Origin of the sequence: Pseudotabrizicola alkalilacus (assembly GCF_003443995.1) — a bacterium.
GTDB lineage: Bacteria > Pseudomonadota > Alphaproteobacteria > Rhodobacterales > Rhodobacteraceae > Pseudotabrizicola > Pseudotabrizicola alkalilacus.
Genome location: NZ_QWEY01000015.1, coordinates 71,706 through 89,958, shown reverse-complemented (window position 1 = coordinate 89,958; position 18,253 = coordinate 71,706). Strand labels below are relative to the sequence as shown.

Annotated in this window: 14 protein-coding genes, 1 tRNA gene and 1 pseudogene; 7 read left to right on the top strand and 9 right to left on the bottom strand. The window is 65.6% G+C overall.

Annotated elements, in window-relative coordinates; all coding sequences use genetic code 11:
• Both D1012_RS23065 and glpD read right to left on the bottom strand, forming a co-directional pair.
• Nucleotides 1-136, bottom strand: a pseudogene (locus D1012_RS23065) (ABC transporter ATP-binding protein); the annotation flags it as partial.
• Nucleotides 137-146: 10 nt separating this feature from the next.
• The gene (gene glpD / locus D1012_RS19955; RefSeq protein ID WP_118155897.1) at nt 147-1,724 is read right to left on the bottom strand and encodes a glycerol-3-phosphate dehydrogenase; all 1,578 of its coding nucleotides are present in this window, start codon (nt 1,722-1,724) and stop codon (nt 147-149) included.
• 285 nt (nt 1,725-2,009) lie between these two features.
• Between glpD and D1012_RS19950 the strand changes: the two genes are divergently transcribed.
• On the top strand, nt 2,010-2,771 hold the full coding sequence (locus tag D1012_RS19950) for a DeoR/GlpR family DNA-binding transcription regulator (protein ID WP_118155880.1): 762 nt from the start codon (nt 2,010-2,012) through the stop codon (nt 2,769-2,771).
• 111 nt (nt 2,772-2,882) lie between these two features.
• On the opposite strand, the gene D1012_RS19945 is transcribed toward D1012_RS19950, so the two are convergent.
• The gene (locus D1012_RS19945; RefSeq protein WP_118155879.1) at nt 2,883-6,011 is read right to left on the bottom strand and encodes an efflux RND transporter permease subunit; all 3,129 of its coding nucleotides are present in this window, start codon (nt 6,009-6,011) and stop codon (nt 2,883-2,885) included.
• A gap of 3 nt (nt 6,012-6,014) precedes the next feature.
• Nucleotides 6,015-7,157 (bottom strand): efflux RND transporter periplasmic adaptor subunit, encoded by a 1,143-nt coding sequence (locus D1012_RS19940; RefSeq protein ID WP_158569408.1) that lies wholly within the window; start codon nt 7,155-7,157, stop codon nt 6,015-6,017.
• A 271-nt stretch (nt 7,158-7,428) separates the two neighbouring features.
• Here D1012_RS19940 and D1012_RS19935 point away from each other — a divergent pair, with 271 nt between their 5' ends.
• A complete protein-coding gene (locus tag D1012_RS19935) occupies nt 7,429-7,806 on the top strand; it encodes a diacylglycerol kinase (protein WP_118155877.1) in 378 nt (125 codons plus the stop codon).
• Between the two features lie 105 nt (nt 7,807-7,911).
• Nucleotides 7,912-8,757, top strand: a complete 846-nt coding sequence (locus D1012_RS19930; RefSeq protein ID WP_118155876.1) for a shikimate dehydrogenase family protein — start codon at nt 7,912-7,914, stop codon at nt 8,755-8,757.
• Nucleotides 8,758-8,774: 17 nt separating this feature from the next.
• On the opposite strand, the gene D1012_RS19925 is transcribed toward D1012_RS19930, so the two are convergent.
• The 4 genes from D1012_RS19925 to D1012_RS19910 form a co-directional block, all read right to left on the bottom strand.
• Complete coding sequence (locus tag D1012_RS19925; RefSeq protein WP_118155875.1) at nt 8,775-10,553, bottom strand: ABC transporter ATP-binding protein; 1,779 nt, start codon at nt 10,551-10,553, stop codon at nt 8,775-8,777.
• Between the two features lie 206 nt (nt 10,554-10,759).
• A complete protein-coding gene (locus D1012_RS19920; RefSeq protein WP_118155874.1) occupies nt 10,760-11,239 on the bottom strand; it encodes a hypothetical protein in 480 nt (159 codons plus the stop codon).
• A gap of 205 nt (nt 11,240-11,444) precedes the next feature.
• Nucleotides 11,445-11,521 (bottom strand) — tRNA-Met (locus tag D1012_RS19915).
• 49 nt (nt 11,522-11,570) lie between these two features.
• On the bottom strand, nt 11,571-13,589 hold the full coding sequence (locus tag D1012_RS19910; protein WP_118155873.1) for a hydantoinase/oxoprolinase N-terminal domain-containing protein: 2,019 nt from the start codon (nt 13,587-13,589) through the stop codon (nt 11,571-11,573).
• Nucleotides 13,590-13,790: 201 nt separating this feature from the next.
• Between D1012_RS19910 and D1012_RS19905 the strand changes: the two genes are divergently transcribed.
• Complete coding sequence (locus D1012_RS19905; RefSeq protein ID WP_118155872.1) at nt 13,791-15,032, top strand: lytic murein transglycosylase; 1,242 nt, start codon at nt 13,791-13,793, stop codon at nt 15,030-15,032.
• Nucleotides 15,033-15,079: 47 nt separating this feature from the next.
• On the opposite strand, the gene D1012_RS19900 is transcribed toward D1012_RS19905, so the two are convergent.
• A complete protein-coding gene (locus D1012_RS19900) occupies nt 15,080-16,066 on the bottom strand; it encodes a P1 family peptidase (RefSeq protein WP_118155871.1) in 987 nt (328 codons plus the stop codon).
• 111 nt (nt 16,067-16,177) lie between these two features.
• Between D1012_RS19900 and D1012_RS19895 the strand changes: the two genes are divergently transcribed.
• The 3 genes from D1012_RS19895 to yghU all read left to right on the top strand — a co-directional run bounded on the left by D1012_RS19895 (nt 16,178) and on the right by yghU (nt 18,209).
• Nucleotides 16,178-16,882 carry an SDR family oxidoreductase gene (locus tag D1012_RS19895; RefSeq protein WP_118155870.1) on the top strand — a complete coding sequence of 235 codons (705 nt, stop codon included), beginning with the start codon at nt 16,178-16,180 and terminating at the stop codon, nt 16,880-16,882.
• Between the two features lie 3 nt (nt 16,883-16,885).
• Complete coding sequence (locus tag D1012_RS19890; RefSeq protein WP_118155869.1) at nt 16,886-17,263, top strand: DoxX family protein; 378 nt, start codon at nt 16,886-16,888, stop codon at nt 17,261-17,263.
• 103 nt (nt 17,264-17,366) lie between these two features.
• The gene (yghU, locus tag D1012_RS19885; protein ID WP_118155896.1) at nt 17,367-18,209 is read left to right on the top strand and encodes a glutathione-dependent disulfide-bond oxidoreductase; all 843 of its coding nucleotides are present in this window, start codon (nt 17,367-17,369) and stop codon (nt 18,207-18,209) included.
• Nucleotides 18,210-18,253 lie beyond the last annotated feature (44 nt).

Below are 18,253 nucleotides of genomic sequence, written 5' to 3'. Positions count from 1 at the left end.
GCATCAAAGACGTCTTGCCCGACAACGTCGGACCAAGCAGAACATTCATCGTCCCCTTTCGCAGCGTCAGACTGGTCGGATGAATATGCATCCGCCCCTCAACCGACCGTGATACATTCTGCAGGTCCAAAGCCATGCGCGTTCCTTTATTCCGCAGCCGGGTATTCCGCAGCCGGGCGGGGTGCCCGGTGCGTGGTCATGAAGTCGTCAATTGCTGCGACCTGATCCGGGGTCAGGCGCAGGCCAAGTTTGGTGCGCCGCCAGACCACATCGGCGGCGTGGCGGGCGTATTCGTGGGTCATCAGCCAGCGCAGCTCCGCCTCGGTCAGGGTCGCGCCGAAGTCGCGGCCCAGATCGGTGAGGGACTTTGCCGTGCCAAGGATCGTGACGGCCTCGGTGCCATAGGCGCGGATCAGGCGGGCGGCGTGATAGTCGCTGAGGTAGGGGTGGGCGGCTTTCAGGCTGGCGGTCAGGGCTGGCACGCCATCGACCGGGAAATCCCCACCGGGCAGCGGCTGGCGCGCGGTCCATTTGCCTTTTGCACCCGGAAAGAACGGGCCGAGCTTTTCCAGTGCGGATTCGGCCAGACGGCGGTAGGTGGTGATCTTGCCGCCGAACACGTTCAAGAGCGGCGCGCCGGTCTGATCAAGGCTCAGAACATAATCGCGCGTCGCCGCCGTAGCCGATTTCGCGCCGTCGTTATACAGGGGCCGAACGCCGGAATAGGTCCAGACCACATCATCGCGGGTGACGGGTTTAGCGAAGTATTTTGAGGCAAACTCCAGCAGATAATCGCGTTCCTCATCGGTGCAGACGGCATCCTTGGGCGCGCCGTGATGATCCTTGTCGGTGGTGCCGATCAGGGTGAAATCCTGCTCATAGGGAATCGCAAAGATGATGCGGCCATCCTCACCCTGAAAGAAATAGCAGCGGTCGTGGTCATAGAGCTTGCGGGTGACGATATGGCTGCCGCGCACCAGACGCACGCCTTCGGTCGAATTGATGCGGGCGACGTTGCGGATGATATCCTCGACCCAGGGGCCGCCGGCATTAACCAGCGCGCGGGCGCGGTGGGTGGTGCGGCCCTCGGGGCCGTTGGTGACGATTTCCCAGTGGTCGCCGGTGCGGGTGGCGCTGATCACCGGGGTTTCGACCATGATCCGCGCGCCGCGTGCTTCGGCGTCGCGGGCGTTGAGCACGACGAGGCGGGAGTCTTCGACCCAGCAGTCGGAGTATTCATAGGCATGGGCAAATTTCGGGTTCAGAACTGCGCCTGCCGGATCGCGGGACAGGTCCAGCGTGCGGGTGGCGGGCAGGATCTTGCGACCGCCGAGAGTATCGTACAGGAACAGACCCAGCCGGATCAGCCAGGCCGGACGACGGCCCTTCATCCAGGGCATCACCAGACCCAACAGACGGCTGGTCGGCGTTGCCCCCTCGAACCGCATGTCGCGGTGATAGGGCAGCACGAACCGCATCGGCCAGGAAATGTGGGGCATGGCGGTGAGCAGGGTTTCGCGTTCCTCCAGTGCTTCGCGCACCAGACGGAATTCAAAATACTCCAGATAGCGCAAGCCACCGTGAAACAGCTTGGTGGAGGACGACGAGGTCGCCTGCGCCAGGTCGCCTTGTTCGGCAAGAATGACCGACAGGCCACGCCCTGACGCGTCACGTGCAATGCCGCATCCATTGATGCCGCCGCCGATGATGAACAGGTCGGCCATGTCGGGCCGCTGGGCATCTGTCACGGTTGAATCCCCCTTTTGGAAAGGTCAGCCTCCCCGGGCAGACCCTGCCTCACGACTCCGGCATCGGTCAACGACTTTTTTTCGTTTATGCGCGCTTTTATTTGAAACGAACATTATGGCGCGCTATGATCAAGAACTGACACTCGATCCCTAAGGAAATGCTGCAAACGCGCAAAAACGAATGCAAGTGCAGCATTGGGGCGACAGGTGGCAAAGCGCGCCAGCTTGTGGCAAAAGGCGGGATCAGAGGGGACGAACCGAGTGGCGTTGAATTTCCGGCAGACCGGCATATTGGAGATCGCGCGGCAGGAAGGCCGGGTGGTGGTCGAGGATCTGGCGCACCGGTTCGAGGTGACGCTGCAGACCATCCGCCGTGACCTGACCGAACTGTCCGAGGCCGGGCATCTGGACCGGGTGCATGGCGGCGCGGTGCCGCGCACCGGCGTGGCCAACATCGGCTATGAGGCGCGGCGCAAGATGAACGAAGCGGCCAAGACCGCCATCGCGCGGGCCTGTGCGGCGATGATCCCCGACAATTCGTCGATGATCCTGAACCTTGGCACCACGACCGAGGCGGTCGCGCGCGAGCTGGTGAACCATCGCAATATCACCGTGGTCACCAACAACATGAATGTCGCCAACTCTCTGGTGGCCAATCCGGGCTGTGAGATCATGGTGGCGGGCGGGGCGTTGCGGCGCAGCGATGGCGGGCTGGTGGGCGAGCTGACCACCCAGTTCATCGAACAGTTCAAGGTGGATTTCGCGATCATCGGCACCTCGGCGCTGGACCGCGACGGCGACCTTCTGGATTTCGATCTGGCCGAGGTGCGGGTGAGCCGTGCGATCATCCGGCAGGCGCGGCAGTCGTTTCTGGTGACCGATCACACCAAGCTGGGCCGGTCCGCCCCGGCGCGGATTGCCAGCCTGTCAGAACTGGATGCGGTGTTCACCGATCAGGCGCTGCCCGACAATCTGATGGCGGCTTGTGAGGGCTGGGGCACGCAGGTGGTGGTGGCGGAGTAGGTTTCACCCGGTTGCGCGGCGGTGCCCCCACCCCTCTCCCCTCCCCACGAGGGGGAGGGGAAGCGCTGGTTCTGAAAACTGTCCGCCTGTCATATCCGCATCTTGGCGTGACTATTCGGCGGGGTGCGGTATGGGCTTTGGCTGCCCGGCTTTTTCCAGCTCTGACGCCAGCAAGGCCCCTTCGGCCGCGCGCGACCGGGACAGGCCCGCCAGCAACAGATAGGCGACGGGGGTGATGTAGAGCGTGGCCAGCGTGGCCAGACCCAACCCGCCGACGATGATCAAGCCCAGAACCGAGCGCGCCTCGGCCCCCGCGCCTTGGGCCAGCAGCAGCGGCAGGCCGCCCAGAACGGTGGCCACCATTGTCATCATCACCGGGCGCAGGCGGGCAACAGAGGCCTGTTCGATCGCCTCACGCACGGATGCGCCCTTTTCCCGCAATTGATCGGCAAATTCGACGATCAAAATCCCGTTCTTGGCCATAATCCCGACCAGCAGCACCAGACCGATCTGGGAATAGACGTTCAGGCTACCCCCGGTCAGAAGCAGCGCAAACACCGCGCAGGCCAGACCCAGCGGCACGGTGGCCATGACGATGATCGCAGAGACAAAGCTTTCGAACTGCGCCGACAGCACCAGAAACACCACGATCAGCGCGATACCAAAGGTGATGGCAAGGCCGGATGAGGTTTCGCCCAAGGTCGCCGCTTCGGCCAGTGGCAGAATCCGCGTGTTGTCGGTGAGCAGATCGCTGGCCATCGCCTGCACCTGCGTCAGCGCATCGCCAAGCGCCAGATCCGGCGTCAGCCCCGCCGTGATCGGTATGGCGCGCATCTGCGACTCACGCTCCAGCTGCGGGGCGACGGCGCGTTCGGTCAGGGTGACAAAGGTCGAGATCGGCACCATCTGGCCGTCGCGGGTGGGCACAAAGATCCGCTCCAGATCGCCGGGGTCATTCACCGGGTCGGCGTTGGAGACAAGGCGGATGTCAAAGCTGTTGTCATCCAGAAACAAGGTGCCGACGGTGCGGCCATCCAGCACGGCCTGCAACGCCTCGCCCATGCCGGCGATCTGGATGCCCAGATCTTCGGCCCGAGCGCGGTCGATTTCGACGAACAGCTGCGGCTGGGTGGTGTCATAGCCAAGGCGGACCTGACCAAAGCGGGGGTCGGCCTCCATCTTTTCCACCAGCGCGCGGGCGGTGTCGGCCAGATCGTCGTAATTGTCCCCCACCAGCGCAAACGACAGGCCCTGCCCCGCGCCGCGGATACCCAGCGAATTGGGCTGCAGCGCAAAGGCGCGCACCCCAATGACGCCGCGCAGGTTGCCACTGATTTCGGCGGCAATCTCTTGCTGGCTGCGGGCGCGGTCGGCCCAGCCGGCCAGCGTGATCACGATGAAGCCACGGCTTTCCTGCCCGCCCATGCCGGCGATGGCAAAGACGCTGGTGACTTCGCCGCTGTCGCGCAGCGGATCGACCAGCGCCTCGATCTCGCGCATGCGGGCGTCGGTGTAGTCAAGCGAGACGCCTTGCGGGGCCTGAACCGACAAGAGGATCACGGCGCGGTCTTCGGGCGGGGTCAGTTCCTGCCGCAGGTTGGGAAAGATCGCTACGGCGAGGGCTGCAAACAGCACGGCGAATGTGACGGCGATCAGCGGTGCAGAAAGGCACAAGTGCAAGGTACGGTCATAGAGGCGGGACAGCCCGTCGCCCAGCCGGGTCATGAACCCGGTCTGCTCCTGATGCGGGCGCAGCAGTTTGGCGGCCAGCACGGGGCAGAGGCTGAGGGCTGTGACCGACGACAGCAGCACCGCGATGGCAAGGGTAAAGCCGAACTCGCGGAACAGGCCGCCGGTCTGGCCCGGCAAAAACGACAGCGGGATGAAGACGGCGGCCAGCGTGGTGGTGGTGGCCAGCACCGCAAAGAACACCTGCTGCGTGCCCAGCACGGCGGCGGCGCGCGCACCCATGCCTTCGGACCGGCGGCGCACGATGTTTTCCAGCACCACAATGGCATCATCCACGACCAGCCCGGTGGCCAGCACCAGTGCCAGCAGGGTGATGATGTTGACAGAGAACCCGACGATCCAGATCGCGGCCAGCGTGCCGATCAGCGCGACCGGCATCGCGATGATGGGGATCAGCGTGGCGCGGGGATCGCGCAGAAAGATGAAGATTACCGCTGTTACGATCAACACTGACAGGCCAAGCGCCAGCTGGACCTCGTGGATCGCACCTTCGATGAAATCAGCACTGTCCGAGGTGACGAACATCCGTACATCTGCGGGCAGCAGCGGTTGCAGGTCATCGACGACCTGCCTGACAGCCTCGGATATGGCCAGCGAGTTGCCGTTGGCCTGCCGGATGATACCGATACCGATGCCGGTTTCGCCATTGGTGCGCAGGATGGACGCGCCCGGATCGGGGCCCAGCGTGACCTGCGCCACGTCGCCCAGACGGATATTGCCCGCAACCGTCAGCGCCTCGATCTGCTCGGCGGTGCGGATGGCGGCGGTGGTGCGGACCAGCAGGCTCTGGTTTTCGGAACTGAGCGCCCCGGCAGGGGAATCGAACGCGGCATTGCCCAGCACGGCGCGCAAATCGGCGAGGGTCAGGCCGCGCGCGGCGAGTTGCATCAGATCGACATCGACACGGAACGACAGCTCCCGCGCACCAAAGATCTGCAGGTCGGCCACGCCGGGGGCAGCCAGCAGCCGCGATTCGGCCAGATCAGAGACCAGCGTGGTCAGCTCATCGGCGCTGCGGTTGGAAGAGGTGACAGCGACGCGCAGGATGGCATCGGCGTCGGCATCGGATTTGACCACGCGCGGGGCATCTGCCCCGTCGGGCAGGTTGTTGACCTGCCGCGCCACCGCGTCGCGCAGATCGGTGGCGGCGACATCCAGATCAACGCTGTCGTTGAATTCCACCGTCACCCGGCTGGAGCCAAAACGGGAAGACGACGAGATGGATTTGACCCCTGCGACCCGGCCCGCCGCGCCTTCGATCACCGCCGTCACCTCGCGGTCGATGGTTTCGGGAGCGGCCCCGGAATAGTTGGTGCTGACCGAAACCACGGGCCGGTCCACCGCTGGCAATTCGCGCACATCCGCGCCCATCAGCCCGGCAAATCCGGCGATGACGATCAGCGCATTGAGCACAAAGGCGAGGATCGGGCGGCGGACAAACAGCGCGGTGCTCTGGCCCATGGCGGCAGCGGGGGTGGGACGGTTTTCCATCGGTCAGCTCCTCGGGGCCGCGATCGACACTTCGACTCCCGGGCGCAGGGCCTGCACGCCTTCGGTCACCACCAGATCACCGGGTTGCAGATCGGCTTCGATCAGGACGGCATCGGCGTTGCGTTGCAGGATGCGGATCGGCAGGCGCGTGGCCTTGGCCGCGCGGACCACCCAGACAAAGGCACCGCCATCCCCCCATTGAATCGCCAGCGGACTGACGGCGGGCACTTCGGCCCCGGTAAATTCCATCGAGATGCGGAAGGCCATTCCGGCGCGCAAGCGGTCATCGGTGTTGGCGATGCTGGCCTGAACCCGCAGGGTGCGGCTGGCCTCATCCACCCGGTTGTCAACGGCGATCACCTGTCCGGGGATCGCGGCACCGGGGGTGGAGATGGGTGTGGCAGAGACGGTGGCACCGGGCGCGACCTGCGCCGCGACCCGCTCGGGCACGCGAAAATCGACGATCAGGTTCGAGCGGTCTTCGATCCGGGTGATGGTGGTGGTGGAGGTGACCAGATCGCCGATCTGCGGTTCAATCAGCCCGACATAGCCAGAGACCGGCGCGGTCAGGATATGGTCTTCAAGATCCTGTTCTGCCGATTGCAGCCCCAGTTCGGCGGTGCGCAGTGCCAGTTCGGCATCCTGCCGTTGCAGGCTGGTGGTGGTGCCCGACTGCGCCAGCTGTGCCAGCCGGTCGATGGTGCGCTGCGCATCGGCCAGCACCAGACGCGCGCGTTCGACCAAGAGCTGCGCGGTGCGGGCATCGAGTTCGGCCAACACCGCCCCGGCCTCGACCCGGTTGCCGGGGGCCGCGCGCAGCGCGGTGATCCGGCCTGTGACGCCAAAGGACAGATCCACCGACTGCGCGCCGCGCGCCGACCCGATGGCGTCGATCACATTGCTGAGCACCCGGCGTTCCGGTTCGGTGGCGATCACCTGCACGCCAGCGCCGCGCTGCCCGCCGCCGGGTGGGGCATTTGCAGCGGCCTCTGCCGCGTCGGCGGGCACAACGCCCAGCGCGGTCAGCGGGGCGAGCAGACCGGCACTGTCCAGCCATGGCCGGGTTCCAGGCACAAACCGCGCGGCGAGCGGTGTGGCTATTGCGACAATCACGACGATTGCCACAAGTTGCGGCACGAGTTTCATACGGGGTCCGGTCCCTTTTTTTGGTGACGGCTTGGCCATGACATATGATTTTGTCTGTCGATGATAGGCCCCCTGTGCCAAAGGGGAAGCGTGCTGACTGGAAATTGACCACGCGGGGTGGGGGTAGACCTGCGCTGATGCCCGATGTGGCGGCGTTTGCGCCATTGGCACGCGGGTCTGCCTGTGATGGGCCTGCTGGACATCGGGGCACGGGCGCGCAAGGCTGGCCTGAGGGGGCTGGCCTGAGGGGGCTGGCCAGAAAGGGCACAGAATGACCGTGAAACCGCCGCGCCGGGGGCTGTGGCATATGGTGGATGCCACCGGCTATTCGCTGGCAGGGCTGCGGCGGCTGCTGGCCGAAACCTCGGCCCGGCAAGAGATTGCGGGCGGGGGTCTGGGGGCCCTGGTGCTGGTCTGGGCGCAGGCGGGGGCGTGGCAGTGGCTGGGATTTGTGGTGTTGTTTGCCGCGCTGCTGGCGGTCGAGGCGCTGAACACTGCGATCGAGGTGCTGGTCAACCACATCTCGCCCGGCTGGTCTGAGGCGGCGAAACAGGCCAAGGATCTGGGATCGCTGGCGGTGGCGCTGATGATTTTTGCCAATCTGGCCTATGTCGGGATGATTGTGCTGCGGGAGATGACGAACGGATAGCGCGGTATGTCCGGCTTTTGGGCCGTGCCAAAGGCTCTGGTGGCGCGACAGCCGATCCGCTATCTGCCGCTGCGTTGAACGGGTGACTGCCGCAGGAGCGATGCGATGACCGGACCTATCCGCCTTGGCCTGATTGGCGACAACATCGCCGCCTCGCAAGCGCCACGGCTGCACCGGCTGGCGGGCGCGCAGAATGGGCAGCGGGTGGTTTATGACCGTCTGGTGCCGCCCGCGCTTGGGCTGAGCTTTGACGATCTGTTCGCGCAGGTTGCGGCAAGCGGCTATCGCGGGGTCAACGTGACCTATCCGTACAAGGAACAGGCGGCGGGCCGGGTGGTGGTTGCGGATCCGCTGGTGCGGGCGATGGGGGCGGTGAACACGGTGGTGTTCGCGCCGGACGGGCCGCAGGGGTTCAACACCGACCATACCGGCTTTATCGCGGCCTACCGTCAGGCGCGCGGGGCGGCGGCCCCCGGAACGGTGCTGCTGATCGGCGCGGGCGGGGTGGGCAAGGCGGTGGCCTTTGGCCTGATCGCGCTGGGGGTGCGTGAGCTGCGCATCGCTGACCACGACCTGCCCAAAGCGCAGGCGCTGGCCGCCGCGTTAAAGGCAGCGCGGCCCGGTCTGATCACCCGGACCGGCAGGGCAGCGACAGACCTGGCCGCCGGGGTGGCGGGCGTGATCAACTGCACGCCGGTCGGCATGGTGGGCTATGACGGCACCCCCCTGCCCCGCGCCGATCTGGCGGCGGCGGACTGGGTGTTTGACGCGGTCTATACCCCGGTGGAGACGCAGTTCCTGCAAGACGCGGCATCAATCGGGCTGCAGGTGATTTCCGGCTATGAACTGTTCATCGGGCAAGGGGTGGACGCCTGGCGCATCTTTACCGGGTTGCCGCTGGACGTGACCGAGCTGCGCCGGGCGCTGGCCGAAGGGCAGGACGCGCCCTGACGCTCAGCCGCCGCTGCTCAACCGTTATGGAACTGGGCCTCATATAGCCGTTTGAAGGCCCCGTTCTGCGCCAACAGCTCCTGCATCGAGCCTTGCTCGACCACCTGTCCGGCCTCGATATACAAGATCCGGTCGGCATTCATGATCGTTGCCAGCCGGTGCGCAATGACGATCGTGGTGACGCCGGTATTGATGGCTTGCAGCGCGTCGCGGACATAGGCCTCGGACTGGCTGTCCAGCGCGCTGGTCGCCTCGTCCAGCAACAGGATCGGTGCACCGCGCAGAACCGCCCGTGTGATCGACAGACGCTGGCGCTGGCCGCCCGACAGGAACGAGCCGTTTTCGCCGATCTGGGTCTGATAGCCCTGTGGCAGGCTTTCGATAAAGTCATGCGCATAGGCGATGCGCGCGGCCTCATACACCTCTTCATCGGTGGCGTCGGGGCGGGCAATGCGCAGGTTATTCATCACCGTGTTTGAAAACAGAAAGGTATCCTGCCCGACAAAGGCGATTTTCTTGCGCAATGAGGCAAAGGTGACCTTGCTGATGTCATTGTCATCAATCCACACCACGCCATCCTGCGGATCATACAGCCGCAGGATCAGGTTGAGGATCGACGATTTCCCCCCGCCCGAGGGGCCGACCAGCGCCGTGGTCTTTCCGGCCTCGAAGGTGACGGAGAGATTTCTGATCACCTGGTTTTCGGCGTTGTAGCCGAACGACACATTGTCCAGCACCACCTGACCCGGCCCGACGGTCAGCTCTTTGGCGTCGGGGGCTTCGTTCAGGTTCGAGGGCAGGTCCAGAAGCTCGTACATCATGCGGACACCGACCATGCCCGCCTCGATGCTGACCCGCATCCGCGACAGGCGCTTGGCCGGCTCATAGGCCATCAGAAACGCGGTCACAAACGACATCAGTTGCCCCGGCGTACCCGCAGCCTGCCCGCCGATACTGGTACTGCTGAGGATGACGATGGCGGCAATGGCCATACCCGTCAGCGTGTCCATCAGCGGCGCTGTGGCCGATTCCAGCCGCACCATCTTGTTCGAGCGTTTTTCCACCTGACGCACGGCAGATTGCATCCGGTCCTGCATCACGGTTTCCAGCGCAAACGCCTTGATCACGCGGGCGCCGGTCGAGGTCTCCTGCACGACCTTGATGATCTCGGCCAGACCGGCCATTTCCTGCGCCATCACGGCGCGCACCTTGTTCAGGATCATGCGCACCCCCAGCACCGCTGCCGGGCCGACGATCAGGCTGATCAGCGACAGATAGGGTTGCTGGTAAAACATCACCGACACCAGCCCGATCAGGGTCAGCAGATCGCGGACAAAGCCGGTCACCACCACATCAATCACGTTGCGCGCCATTTGCGCGCTTTGAGTCACCCGCATCAGCAGATCAGAGGATTCGGTGGTGTTGAAAAACGCGATGCCATGGCCCAGCAGGCGCTTGAACAGGGATGTCTGCTTTTGCGCGACGATCCGGTTGCCAGCCCGCGCCATCAGCACGGTCTGCGCAAAGCTGGCGACGCCCTTGGCAAAGAAGATCAGAAAGACGCTGCCCGCCACCCAGTAGATCCGCTGGGTATTGGCGGGATCGGTCATGGCATCGACAATTTCGCCCATCACCCAGGCCGACAAGGCAGTGGTGCCTGCGACCAGAACCATCGCCACGATGGCGGCGGCATATTTCCCCTTATGCTCGGGCAGGCTTTCGCGCAGCAGACGCCACAGCAGACTGTCACCGGCAACGCGGTCCAGAACGGGAAGTCGTATGGTCTTTGTCGTCATGTCGTCCAGCCTTGATGGGTTTGGAACTGAAGACTCCAGTCACCAGAACCGATGCGCGCGCGCCCGCAGGAATGACAGAGTGACGAGTCCCGCACATGGTGCGCCGCTACATACCCCATACGCGCCTTGGCACCTAACTATGCGCTGACCCTGCCAAGAGCAAGATGGCCGGGGATCGCGCCGCAGCGTCCCGCCTGCGGGGCGGATCAGGGCTGCGTCGCAGCCAGCTTTGCCAGGATCTGCAGATAAACCGCCTGTGCCAGCGATTCTGTCAGGCGGTCAATCGCGTCATCGCGGCTGGGTTCATTGGCCATGATGCCCGAAAAGGTGGTGGAGGTGGAATATCCGGCGGTCGAGGTGACGCGCCCGGTCAGGGTCACCTGCTGGCTGGCGGTATCGACGATGGAATAGACCGCGGCGCCCCTGATCTCGACACGGCGGTCGACCAGCGAGGCTTCGGTCAGGGTCAGGTTGTAGGTGAGAAGCGCCCCGGAGTCGCCGCCTTGCGGGATTTTCCGTTGCAGTTTGTGCAGGAACGAGAACTCGATTGCATTCTTGGGGTCGTCCAGCCGGATGCCCCGGACTCCCTCACCGATGCTGTTTCCGCTCTGATACACCGGGCTGAATCCGCAGGAAGCCAGCGCAATCGCGAGGAGAAAGACGATCAGGGACAAAGGTGGTCGCATGTGGGTCTTGCCTGCAGGTTAGACAGAACGGGGCTGTGAGACGCGGCAACAGGGGCGGACAGCAGCGCCCGCCTGCGGTGAGCTGATCGTTGCCAATTGCTTAGCGCGCTCCGCCCCCGCTGTCGACCGGCTTTGCGGACGGGTCATAGCAACAGGCGGCGAACCGGAGGATTGCCCGATTGGTGGGCAGATTGCATAAGAAAAGTGGTGGCGAGGGGGGGACTCGAACCCCCGACCCCGTGATTATGAGTCACGTGCTCTAACCAGCTGAGCTACCTAGCCATTGGCGGGCGTGGTATTGTGCCCGCCTGCGCACGTCAAGGGCTATTCGTCATTCTGCTGCATCACTGGCGCGCGCCACGCGGGGGCGGCCCGAGGCGGTGACGCTGAGGATGGCTTCGATAAACATGCTGCGGCCCTCGACGTCGGCCTCGCGGATGTCACGCGTGGTGGTCAGGTGCAGATCAACGGCCCCGGCGCGCAGCGCGCGGGCGGTGGCATCGGCGGTCAGCGCCGCCTGCATCGCGGCCAGCGCAGAGTCGCGGTCGCTGAAGGTTTCGATCCCGCCCGGCAGGTGGGCAGCAAAGCGGCCCTCGGACGGGCTGGTGACGGTGCCGGTGGCGCGCTGGCTGACCTGCCCCACCACCGCGCCGATGGCATTGGCCACCCCGGCATGGTCTGGCAGGATCATCTGACAGCCCAGACGCTGCCCCACCGCGCCGTAATAGGCGGGGGCGGATGCACCCAGGCCGATCACCGGGACCGCCAGCCGGGCGGTGATCTGCATCACGCCCTGATGGCCGCGCAAGCCCGCGCGGGTCAGGCTGTGGCGGGCGAGGGTTTCGGGCGATTCAGCGGCAAAGGCGGGGTCTTCGGCAAAGGCGGCCTCCAGCAGGCAGTCGGCGGTCTGGGTGGTCAGCTGGTCGATGATGGCCTCTGCGAGTTTCAGCGGATCGGTCGCAAACCGCTCGCCCGCGCCGGTGCGGCGACGGCCCAGCAGGCGCAGCGCCTTTTCCGATGCCAGCGCGTCCCATGCGTCCAGCCGCCCAAGCGCATGGCTGGCATCAGAGGGCGTGACGCCTGCGATCATCACCAGCCCGCGCGCCACCAGCCGGTCGAGTGCTGCCACCTCCAGCCGCGTGGTCAGGGCCTGCGCCAGCGGCATCGGTTGTGCAATGCGGGTCATAAGCGTGGATTCGCGCGGGCTGAGCCCGCCTTGGACCCCCTGCATCGGGATCGCAAAGCGCCCGTCATGCTCGCCCGCCACATCGCTGGACAGCGCGCGGTCGAGTGCTGCATGCACCATCGGCCCATGATCCTGCGCCAGCAGCGAGACCGGGATCAACCGCCGCGGTCCGAGGCGGAGGCCGCCGGTCAGCCCTTCGGTGATCAGATGCACCTCGCTGTCGCCGCCAAGTCCGGTGGTGCGCATCGCCACCGCCTCGACCATGGTGCGGAACCCGCCGACCCGCGCGCCCTGCGGGTCAATCTCGGGCAGGCCGTCGCGCAAAAGTGCCACATCGGTGGTGGTGCCGCCGATGTCAGAGACCAGTGCATCCGTGGCCCCGGTCAGCCAGCGCGCGCCGACGATGCTGGCGGCGGGGCCGGAGAGGATGGTTTCAATCGGGCGCTCGCGGACCATGGCGGCAGAGATCAGCGCACCATCGCCCCGCACCACCATAAGGGGCGCGTCGATGCCGATGGTCGCAAGGTGGCGTTCACAGGCCGCCACCAGACGGTCGATCATGCCGATCAGCCGGGCGTTGAGCACGGCGGTCAGCGCACGTTTGGGGCCGTTGAGGTTGGCGGAAAGCTCGTGACTGCACGTGACCGGCCGCCCGGTGATACGCCGGATCAGATCGCGCGCGGCGATTTCATGTGCGGGGTTGCGGGTGGCAAAGCGGGCGGCGACGGCATAGCCCATCACCTGATCCCCACTGTCGCGCAGGGCCTGTTCCAGGGTGGCCGTGTCCAGCGGGGCGAGTTCCTGCCCGGCATGACCATGGCCGCCGGACAGCCGCAGGATCGGGTCGCCACGCAGCGCATCGTCCAGCCCGGCGCGGGCCTCGTCGCCGGCATCAAAGCCGATGAAGACCAGCGCCACGCGCCCGCCCTGCCCTTCGACCAGCGCATTGGTGGCGAGGGTGGTGGAGAGCGAGACCAGAGCGATCTCGCTGGCGGCAACGCCTGCCAGTGCCAGAGCGGCATCAACCGCGCCGCCGATGCCAATCGCCAGATCGTTGCGGGTGGTCAGGGCCTTGGCCTTGCCGATCACACGGGTTGCGGCCTGATCGACGATCACCGCATCGGTGTAGGTGCCGCCCGTATCCACGCCCAGAAAGTAACCCATCGCCTGCGGTCCCCATTGCTTTGCCTGTCAGCTAGGCCATGTGCGCCCAAAGATCAGCCCCCGATGCGACATTTGCGGTCGCGGATCGGCCAGAGGGCACGCTTATCGGTCGGTCTCCGCCCCTTTGTACGCAAGCGCCCCGCCTTGGGTTTGCCCTTTGCCGCGCCGGGCACTAGGCTGACGGAAAACGGGGCACAGGATATGCGGGCAGGTCTGATCTTTGTGATGCTGGGGATGGCGCAACCGGGGGCGGCGCAATCGCTGAACACGTCGGAATCAGACAGCCCGGTGGAGAGGGTCGAGATGACAGCGGTGGGAACCGAACAGGGCTTTGCGGACTGGCTGACCGGGTTCCGCCCGCGCGCACTGGAAGCGGGGATCGCGCCCGGAGTGCTGGAAAGCGCGTTGGCTGTGGCCCGGTATAACCCGAAGATCATCGAGCGTGACCGCAACCAGAATGAATTCAGCAAGACGATCTGGGACTATCTGGATACGGCCGTGTCCGACGACCGGGTGGCGCATGGCAAACGGGCGCTGGCGCAGCATGGCGCGATTCTGGCGCAGATCGAGGCGGAGTATGGCGTTGACCGCCATGTGATCGCGGCAATCTGGGGGCTGGAATCGGCCTATGGCAGCTTTCGCGGTGACATTCCCACCATCGAGGCGCTAGCCACGCTGGCCGATGATGCGCGACGGGCGGCGTTTTTTGAGGCCGAGCTGATCGCTGCGCTGAAGATCATCGGCAATGGCGATGTGTCGGCGCAGGCGATGCGCGGCAGCTGGGCCGGGGCGATGGGGCACACCCAGTTCATGCCGACCAGCTGGTGGGCGCATGCGGTTGACCATGACGGCGACGGGCGGCGCGATGTCTGGTCGGATGATCCCACCGACGCGCTCGCCTCTGCCGCCGCCTATCTGCGGCACTGGGGCTGGACCAGCGGTGCGCTATGGGGGCTGGAGGTGCGGTTGCCCGAGGGGTTCGACTATGACCAGACCACCGAGCGGGTGAAAAAGCCGGTCGCCGACTGGGCGGCGATGGGGGTTGTGCCGGTGACGGGCGGCGCCGCGCTGCCCGATCATGGGTTGGCCTCGGTGCTGTTGCCCGGTGGGGCGCGGGGGGCCGCGTTTCTGATCTTTTCCAATTTTCAGGTGATCGAGCGCTACAACACCGCCGATGCCTATGTCATCGCCGTGGGCCATCTGGCCGACCGGCTGCGCGGCGGGCCTGCGATACAGGCGACATGGCCGCGTGAACTGCGGGCGCTGTCACTGGCGGAGCGGAAGGAGCTGCAGGAGCGGCTGGGCGCGGCGGGGTTTGACCCAAAGGGCGTGGATGGCCGGATCGGGCCGAACACCATTGCGGCGGTCAAGGCGTTTCAGCGGGTGAACGGGCGGGTGCCGGATGGCTATGCCAGTGTGGAAGTTCTGCAAGCGCTGCGCTGACGCCTGGCCGGGGAAGCCTCCGGCGGGAGTATTTGAAAAGCAGCAATTCACGGGCGCGATGACCAGACGGGTTGCCGGTCGCCGGGCTGCGCGGTGGCGTTGAACACCGCGCGGGCGATGGCGCGGGCGAGGCAGGTGGCGGCGGCATGGCCGAGCTGGAAGCTGTCGGTGAGCGGATCGGTCAGGGTGCGCGCGCCTGTGGCGGCGGCAAACACCAGATCGCCGTCAAGCGGCGTGTGGGACGGCACAATCGCGCGGGCCATACCGTCATGCGCAGCAATGGCCATACGCTGCGCCTGCGCCTGAGTGAGCGCCGCATCGGTGGCGACAATGGCGATGGTGGTGGATTCCCCCATGCGCTTGTGCGGCAGGGGCGCGTTTTGGGATGGGTGGCGCGGGGCGGGGCCAAGGCCGCCGAACTCGTCGCCCTCTTCCCACGGCGCGGCCCAGAAGTGGCGGCTGTCGCCGACTGTGGTGGCACCAAGCGCATTGACCGCGACCAATGCGCCGACGGTCAGGCCCGAGGGGAGCACAGCGGAGGCGGAGCCGATACCGCCCTTCCAGTTTTGCGTGGCCGCGCCATAGCCCGCGCCTGCGGTGCCGAGGGCAAAGTCAGTGGCGGCTGCGTGCAGGGCTGTCGCGCCCAGCGCGGCGTAGGGGTTGCGGGCCCATGTCTTGTCGCCGCCGTTCAGCAGGTCGAACAGGATCGCCCCCGGCACGATCGGCACCCGCTGATCGCCCACCGCAAAGCCGCGCCCCATTACGCGCAGCGCATCGGCCACGCCGGAGCAGGCATCGAGGCCAAAGGCCGAGCCGCCGGACAGTACCAGCGCATCCACCTCCTGCACCAGCCGGTCGGGGGACAAGAGGTCAGTCTCGCGGGTGCCGGGTGCGCCACCCATCACATGCACGGCAGCGGTGAAAGGGCGGTCGGCTGTCAGTACGGTGACGCCGGAGCGCAAAGCGGTGTCATGGGCCTGCCCGACCAGCAGGCCGGGGACATCGGTGATCAGGTTCTTTGGTCCGGGTCGCATAGGGTAAGGGGGCGACAAAGTGCTGCAAATGGCAAGATAAATCTGCCCGACCGCGCGCGGGGCTTCATCCCGGCGCGGGGCTGTGCAACGGTGCGGCACAGCGTGGAGGGAATGACGATGCAGAAAGTGGCGGTTGTGACGGCGGGCGGGTCGGGCATGGGGGCAGCGGCGGCGCGCAAGTTGGCGGCCGAGGGTTATGCCGTGTGCATCCTGTCGTCCTCAGGCAAGGGTGAGGCTTTGGCGGCAGAGCTGGGCGGCGTAGGGGTGACCGGGTCGAACCAATCGCAGGCCGATGTTGACCGGCTGATTGCCGCCACGATGGACCGATTTGGCCGGATCGACGTGCTGGTGAACAGCGCGGGCCACGGGCCGCGCGCGCCCTTGGTCGAGATCACCGACGAGGCGTGGCATCAGGGGTTCGAGATCTATTTCCTGTCCGCCGTGCGCCCGATCCGCGCGGTGACGCCGATCATGGAGGCGCAAGGCAAGGGCGCGATCATCAATATCACGACCTTTGCCACCTTTGAGCCGGACCCCGCCTTTCCCACCAGTGGGGTGGCGCGGGCCGGGCTGGCGGCTTTTACCAAGCTTTACGCCGATCAATATGCGGCCAAGGGCATCCGCATCAACAATGTGCTGCCGGGATTCATCGACAGTCTGCCGGAGAAAGAAGCGTTCCGCGCCCGCATTCCGATGGGCCGCTATGGCCGGACCGAAGAGATCGCGGCGACGGTGGCGTTTCTGGCGTCGGATGGGGCGGGGTATATCACCGGGCAGAATCTGCGGGTGGATGGCGGGATCACCCGGTCGGTGTAGCTGATGGGTAATGTGATACGTGACTGGCTCAATCTGGCCGGGCGGGTGTTGCTTGCGATCCTGTTCGCGGGCGGCGCGGTGCAGAAACTGGCCGACCCCGCGCCGGTGCAGGCGATGCTGGCCGGGGTGGGACTGGCGGAAGGGTTGGTCTGGCCGGTGGCCGCGTTGAACCTGATCGCGGCGCTGGGGCTGCTGACCGGGCCACGGGTGGCGGCATGGGCTTTGGCATTGGCGGGCTATTGCGTGATGACCAGCTTTTTCCATTGGCAGCTGCGGGCAGACCCCTGGCAGGTGACGATCATGGTCAAGAACTGGTCGGTTGCCGGGGGCCTGCTGATCCTTGCCGCTGCGGGGCCGGGGCGGTTTGTGCTCTGGCGCTGAGCGCGCTGGCGCACAGGTGCCCCGCATTTCACAAGTATTGCCGATGCCCGGCAGAGGTCATACCTTTTTGCTCGACGCATGGCCTCATCAGATGGGAACCGACATGACTGATACCGCTTACGTGCCGCCAAAGGTCTGGACCTGGGACAAGGAAAACGGCGGGCAGTTTGCCAGCACCAACCGCCCCATTGCCGGGCCGACGCATGACAAGGATCTGCCGCGCGGGGAGCATCCGTTTCAGCTGTATTCGCTGGCCACGCCGAACGGGGTGAAGGTCACGGTGATGTTCGAGGAGTTGCTGGAGGCAGGGCATGCCGCCGAATACGACGCCTGGATCATCAAGATCGGCAATGGCGATCAGTTCGGCTCGGGATTTACAGGGGTGAACCCGAACTCCAAGATCCCGGCCCTGATGGATTATTCCGGCGACACGCCGCTGCGGGTGTTTGAATCCGGGTCGATCCTGCTGCATCTGGCGGAAAAATTCGGGGCGTTCCTGCCGGCTTCCGGGCCGGTGCGGACCGAGGTGATGAACTGGCTGATGTGGCAGATGGGGTCGGCCCCGTTTGTCGGCGGTGGCTTTGGCCATTTCTACGCCTATGCGCCGGAGAAGTTCGAGTATCCGATCAACCGCTATGCGATGGAAACCAAGCGTCAGCTGGATGTTCTGGACCGGCAGCTGGCAGAGCATGCCTTTGTCGCGGGGGATGACTACAGCATCGCCGATATGGCGATCTGGCCATGGTATGGCGGGATGGTGCTGGGGCGCGCCTACAATGCGGCCGAGTTTCTGGATGTGACATCTTACACGCATGTCCTGGCCTGGGCCGAAAAGATTGACGCCCGCCCGGCGGTGGTGCGGGGCCGCAAGGTCAACCGCGACTGGGGCGAGCCGCATGAGCAACTGCCAGAGCGCCATTCGGCGGCGGATTTCGACGCGTTGTGAGCCGGATGGTGGGTGCAAAGCACCCACCCTACCCCTTGCGGTCA

Coding starts and splice junctions, on each gene's coding strand:
- glpD (WP_118155897.1), bottom strand. CDS start 1,724: ATGGCCGACCTGTTCATCATCGGCGGCGGCATCAATGGATGCGGCATT.
- D1012_RS19945 (WP_118155879.1), bottom strand. CDS start 6,011: ATGGAAAACCGTCCCACCCCCGCTGCCGCCATGGGCCAGAGCACCGCG.
- D1012_RS19940 (WP_158569408.1), bottom strand. CDS start 7,157: ATGAAACTCGTGCCGCAACTTGTGGCAATCGTCGTGATTGTCGCAATA.
- D1012_RS19935 (WP_118155877.1), top strand. CDS start 7,429: ATGACCGTGAAACCGCCGCGCCGGGGGCTGTGGCATATGGTGGATGCC.
- D1012_RS19930 (WP_118155876.1), top strand. CDS start 7,912: ATGACCGGACCTATCCGCCTTGGCCTGATTGGCGACAACATCGCCGCC.
- D1012_RS19925 (WP_118155875.1), bottom strand. CDS start 10,553: ATGACGACAAAGACCATACGACTTCCCGTTCTGGACCGCGTTGCCGGT.
- D1012_RS19920 (WP_118155874.1), bottom strand. CDS start 11,239: ATGCGACCACCTTTGTCCCTGATCGTCTTTCTCCTCGCGATTGCGCTG.
- D1012_RS19910 (WP_118155873.1), bottom strand. CDS start 13,589: ATGGGTTACTTTCTGGGCGTGGATACGGGCGGCACCTACACCGATGCG.
- D1012_RS19905 (WP_118155872.1), top strand. CDS start 13,791: ATGCGGGCAGGTCTGATCTTTGTGATGCTGGGGATGGCGCAACCGGGG.
- D1012_RS19900 (WP_118155871.1), bottom strand. CDS start 16,066: ATGCGACCCGGACCAAAGAACCTGATCACCGATGTCCCCGGCCTGCTG.
- D1012_RS19895 (WP_118155870.1), top strand. CDS start 16,178: ATGACGATGCAGAAAGTGGCGGTTGTGACGGCGGGCGGGTCGGGCATG.
- D1012_RS19890 (WP_118155869.1), top strand. CDS start 16,886: ATGGGTAATGTGATACGTGACTGGCTCAATCTGGCCGGGCGGGTGTTG.
- yghU (WP_118155896.1), top strand. CDS start 17,367: ATGACTGATACCGCTTACGTGCCGCCAAAGGTCTGGACCTGGGACAAG.